We start from the raw sequence: 5,434 nt of genomic DNA on the forward strand, positions 1-5,434 counted from the left end.
CAACTGCATCGGCCTGCTGAGCCCGCACCTCGGGCTGAATGCCAGCTTCACCCAGGCGAAAGCGCTGCCCGGCGAGCTGGCGCTGGTGTCCCAGTCGGGCGCATTGCTGACGGCCCTGCTGGATTGGGCCAACGCCGAGCGCATCGGCTTCTCGCACCTCGTCTCGCTGGGCGAGCACGCCGACGTCGACTTCGCCGACCTGCTGGACCATCTGGCCACGGACCGGCATACGCGCGCCATCCTGCTCTACATCGAATCCATCACATCGCCACGCAAGTTCATGTCGGCAGCGCGTGCCGCGGCCCGCATCAAGCCCGTCATCGTCGTCAAGGCCGGCCGCGCGCCGGCCGGCATGAAGGCCGCCGCCTCACACACGGGCGCGCTGGCGGGCGAGGACATCGTCTTCGACGCCGCCATCCGCCGCGCCGGCATGCTGCGCGTGGACACGCTGAAGGATCTCTTCATCGCCGCGCAGACGCTCGCGCGCTTCCGAGACAACCACAGCCGCGAGCTGATGGTCATGACCAATGGCGGCGGCGCGGGCGTGATGGTGGCCGACGCCGCCGCGCCGCTGGGCGTGACGCTGGCGCGCCCGGGCGAGGCGCTGATGAAGAGGCTCAACGCCGTGCTGCCGGCCAACTGGTCGCACGGCAACCCGATCGACATCATTGGCGACGCGCCCGCGCAGCGCTACGTGGACACGCTCAAGGCCCTGTTCGACGCCCCCGAGGCGGGCGCGGTCCTGTTCGTGCACGCACCGACGGCCATCGTCTCCAGCGAAGCCATCGCCCAGGCATGCGCCCCACTGATCGCCGAGCACCGGGGCCGTGTGCTGAGCTGCTGGCTGGGCGGTGACACGGTGGCGCCGGCGCGCAGCGCTTTCGAAGAGGCCGGCATCGCAGGCTACGAGACGCCCGAGGAGGCCGTGCGCGCGTTCTCGCTGATGCAGACCTACCGGCGCAACCAGACGGCACTACGCCRGACGCCAAGCGCCGGCGCGAACGGCAAGCCGGACCTGGCACGGGCGCGCGCCATCATCGACGCCGCGCTGGGCGCTGGCCGTGAATGGCTGGACGAGATCGATGCCAAGGCACTGCTGGCTGCCTATGGCATCGCGGTCGTGCCGACGTTGCGCGCCGAAGCCTCGCCACAGGCCGCCGCCGAGGCCGCCCAGCGCATCGACGGGCCGGTGGTGCTGAAGGTGGAGTCCCCGGCCATCCTGCACAAGTCGGACGCGGGTGGCGTGCGCCTGGACCTGCGCGGCGAAGCCGCCGTGCGCCTGGCTGCGCGGGAGATGCTCGATCATCTGCAAGCCACGCGTCCGGAAGCCCACATCGAGGGATTCAGCGTGCAGGCCATGGTGCAACGGCCCCGCGCCCAGGAGCTCATCGTCGGCGCGCACGTGGATCAGATCTTCGGCCCGGTGCTGCTGTTCGGCCAGGGCGGCATCGCGGTGGAAGTGCTGGGCGACCGCGCCGTGGCGCTGCCGCCGTTGAACCGCGCGCTGGCGCGCGAGCTGATCGACCGCACCCGGGTGGCCCGGCTGCTGGCCGGCTATCGCGGGCGGCCGCCGGCCCACATCGACGCCTTGTGCGACGCGCTGACCGCCGTCGGGCAGATGCTGGCCGATCTGCCCGAAATGGCCGAGCTGGACATCAACCCGCTGCTGGCCGACGAGCACGGCGTGCTCGCGCTGGATGCCCGCGTGCGCCTGTCGGCGTCCGCACCCTCCGGCATGGCGCGCTTCGCCGTGCGCCCCTACCCGGCGGAGCTGGTGCGAACTCTGCACTGCCAAGGCAGCACGCTGCTGATGCGACCGATCCGGCCCGAGGACGAGGCCTTGCATCGCGAGTTCCTGCAGGCCTGCAGCCCCGAAGACCTGCGCATGCGCTTCTTCCAGGCGCCGCACGCGCTGACGCATGACGACCTCGCCCGGATGACGCAGATCGACTACGAGCGCGAGATGGCGCTCGTCATCGTCGATGAGCAGGCCGCTGGCGGCCCCCGCACGCTCGGCGTGGCCCGTCTCGTGCGCGATCCCGACAACGTCGAGGCGGAGTTCGGCCTGCTCGTGCGCAGCGACCTGCAGCGCCGGGGCCTCGGCCGCCTGCTGATGCAGGCCCTGCTGGACTACGCCGCCTCGCGCGGCACGCAGCGCGTCATCGGCCACGTGCTGCGCGAGAACCGGGCGATGCTGAACCTGCTCAAACGCATGGGTTTTGACGTCAGGCCGGGCGGTGCACAGCCGTCGGAGATCGTCCTCGTCAGCCGAGCCTCGGGCTGCAACGGCTCATGACGACGGGCCAAGCGCGGCTCCTCAAGCCAGGCTGATAACCAGCACCGCCTGCAGGATCCTGCGCCGCTTGACGGCCCACGCGACATCGCCGTCCAGTGCCTGTGCGAGCACGGCCGTGGGATGGCCGGCGGTCGCCAGCCCGGCGAACACAGGAATGTCGGCGCTGCGGGCCAGGCGCCCTGTCAGGGCGGCGGGCAGGTGCTGACATTCAACCGCATCGTAGAGACGGCTCAGCATGCGTGCCGTTGCATCGACCCGCCATGGGCTGCTGTGCTCGTCAAGCCCGGGCTGGACAAAGGACACATGGGCACCGAGCGCCGTCGCCGCCTGCGCGAATTCGCTCGCCTCGTCGTCCTCCGGGTGCGGCGACATCAGCGCCAGCCGCCTGCCCGTCAATGGCTTCATCTCCGAGGCCTGCGGCCTCAAGAGCACCCTCGCCTGCCGTAGCAAGGCAGCGGCATCGACGGGGTAGGACGAAGTGGCGCCAGCGGCACCTTGGCGAGCCTCGGAACACATGAGTGGCAGCGTATCGACGCCGAATGCGCGGCCATTGACCAAGGTCAAGCCGGCGGAGTCCGACTCGGTGTTGAGCGGCTCCGTCACCGACGGTTCACGCAGTGTTACGCAGCGCTACYTAACGATTTGGCCTGTTGACACTTCATTGCCCGGGCCTGCCTAGCATCGATTTTTTCGATGCCACCCCAAGGGAGACCACCATGCACGCCAGTGCCCCGCATACCCCGATGACTACCGCACGCTGCAGCACCACCTTCGCCGCCAGCGGCGCGATCAACACCAACGTCGCACCGTCCAAGGGTCAGCGCATCGCTGACGAGCTGAAGCTGCTGGAGGCCGTGCTGGCGCCCAGGCGCCGCATCGTCCATGCCGGCGATGTGCTGTACCGGCCGGGCGAGCGGTTCGAGCAGCTGCACGTGCTGAACTCCGGCTGCTTCAAGCTGATCAGCCCGTCGGCCGAGGGCCACGAGCAGGTCGTCGGGCTGAAGTTCCGCGGCGACTGGCTCGGCTTCAGCGCCATCGCCAAGGGCAGCTACGCCTGCGAAGCCATTGCGATGGACACCGCCGAGGTCTGGACGCTGCGCTACGACGCACTGCTGAAGGCCTGCGCCGACCATCCCCGCCTGATGGCCACCGTGCACGAGGCCATGAGCGACGAAATCATGCGCGAACGCGAGGCGCTGACGGCCCTGTGCGCGCTGCCGGCCGCCGCGCGCGTGGTGACCTTTCTGCACAACTGGGCCGATTCCCTGGCCGCGCGTGGCCTCAGGACCGACCAGATCAGCCTGCGCCTGACGCGCGCCGAGATCGGCAACTACCTCGGCCTGACGCTGGAGACCGTCAGCCGCGTGCTGTCCAGGCTCGCGCGAGCGCGGCTCATCGCCTTTCGCGAGAAGAGCCGGCGCGACATCTGCATTCCCGACTTCCCCGCCCTGGCCGCCTTCATCGGTGGGCAGGCCGCTCCTGCCGGTCTGCACTAGGCGGCGCGTCGGCCTCGGCGGCCGCGCATCGATCCAGGGAGAAAAAAATGAATTCACCGCATCAGGACGCCGTCGCACCGCCTCTTCGCTTCGCCAGCGGGGGCTTCGGCCGGCACTTCGACCTCTGGTGGCGCCGGCTGGCGCCGACCGCTCCGCTGACCATGGCCGCGGCTTACGCGGCCTTTGGCCTTGCCTGGATCCTGCTGTCTGATGGACTGCTGGAAAAGCTGGCGCCCGATATCGCCACGCTGTCCGCCGTTGGCCAGGGCAAGGGCATCGCCTTCGTGCTGGCGACCAGCGCGCTGATCTATGTGATCACCCCAAGCCGGCAAGCCGAGGGCGAGGCGACCGGACCGACGCGCCAGGGCGGACCGGTCAGTGTGCTCTGGGTGTTCGCCCTGCTGTCAGCCGCCATCGTGCTGGCAAGCCTGATGGGTTATGCCAGATCGACTCACATGTCGCATGAACAGCAGGTTGCGCAGTTGCGCCGCGAAGCCGAGCTGAAAGCCGAGATCGTCCAGGGCTGGATCGAGCGGCGCACGGAGGACGCACGCCGGCTTGCCACCGACCCCCAGTTGCGCACCAGCCTGCTGCGCTGGCGCCGCAGCCCCGATGAGGCATTGGCGGCAGAGATGAGGAAGGAACTGCTGTTGCTGCTGACTTCCACGCACTACGCCGACGCATTGCTGTTCGACGAACACGCCCGGCTGCTGCTGGCGCCGGACGGCGCCGCGCGGCATGTCGATGCGGCCATGTCGCATGGCGTGCGTTCGGCCCTGCAAGGCGGGCGGGTGTCTGGCGGCGACTTCCGGGCCGAGGTGGGCGACCCCGCCAGCCTGCAGTTCGACCTCTTCGTGCCACTGCCCAGCGCGGACGGCCGGCCCGGGACCGTCTTGCTGCTGCGCACCGCTCCGCGCCTCACGCTGCTGCCGCAGCTGACGCCGGGCTCCGCCAGTGACGCCCCCGAGACGCTGTTCTTCCGCCCCGCCGCACGGGATCTGCTGGCCTTGCGCATTGACGGTTCCGACACCCCGTTCGTCCCTCCGCGCAACTCCTCCCGCGCGGCGCTGACCGCCTTGTCCGGCGATCCGTCGCTGGCCGGTTCGCTCATGGACGGCCTGGATCGCGGCGAAGTTGCCCAGGCCGCGGTGGCGGCCCGGATTCGCAACTCCGGCTGGTTTATCGCCATCCAGACGCCGCGCGATGCGCTGCTGGGCGGCAGCATCGCCGATGCGACGACGCTGGCTCTGGTGAACTTGCTGGCCGTGCTGGCCGCGGGCGCCTTCACCTGCGCTGCGCTGAAGCGGCGCGAACTGCTTGCAGCCGCACGCATGGCGGTGGCGAGCCAGGACGAGGAGCGGGCCTGGAAGATCGCCGAGGCGATCGCCAACTGTTCGACCGACGTCATCTTCGCCAAGGATCTCGAGGGCCGCTACCTGTTCGTGAACCGCGCGCTGTGCCGGGCGCTGGGGCGCAGCTCGGAGCAACTGATCGGCTTCGATTCCACCGGTCTGTTCCCAGCCGAGCAGGTGCGTCAGCTGCTCAAAGACGACGCGGCAGCACTGCGGGCCGACAAGCCAGTCTGCGTCCAGACGTGCCTGACGATGCCCGATGGCGACCGCCTCTACGCCTGCACCAAGGG

4 protein-coding genes are annotated in these 5,434 nt (G+C 69.8%); 3 read left to right on the top strand and 1 reads right to left on the bottom strand.

Annotated elements, in window-relative coordinates; genetic code table 11:
• A partial coding sequence (locus AC1DU6_RS19045; RefSeq protein WP_477858906.1) for a bifunctional acetate--CoA ligase family protein/GNAT family N-acetyltransferase occupies positions 1-2,296 on the top strand: 2,296 nt, incomplete at its 5' end.
• Between the two features lie 21 nt (positions 2,297-2,317).
• On the opposite strand, the gene AC1DU6_RS19050 is transcribed toward AC1DU6_RS19045, so the two are convergent.
• Positions 2,318-2,899, bottom strand: coding sequence for a Rossmann-fold NAD(P)-binding domain-containing protein (locus AC1DU6_RS19050; RefSeq protein WP_477858907.1), 582 nt, complete (start codon positions 2,897-2,899; stop codon positions 2,318-2,320).
• A 113-nt stretch (positions 2,900-3,012) separates the two neighbouring features.
• Here AC1DU6_RS19050 and AC1DU6_RS19055 point away from each other — a divergent pair, with 113 nt between their 5' ends.
• Together AC1DU6_RS19055 and AC1DU6_RS19060 are read left to right on the top strand one after the other, a co-directional pair.
• Complete coding sequence (locus tag AC1DU6_RS19055; protein ID WP_477858909.1) at positions 3,013-3,792, top strand: Crp/Fnr family transcriptional regulator; 780 nt, start codon at positions 3,013-3,015, stop codon at positions 3,790-3,792.
• A gap of 161 nt (positions 3,793-3,953) precedes the next feature.
• On the top strand, positions 3,954-5,434 hold a 1,481-nt coding region (locus AC1DU6_RS19060), incomplete at its 3' end, for a PAS domain-containing protein (protein WP_477858911.1).

The sequence above is a fragment of the Roseateles sp. P5_B10 genome, assembly GCF_056400485.1.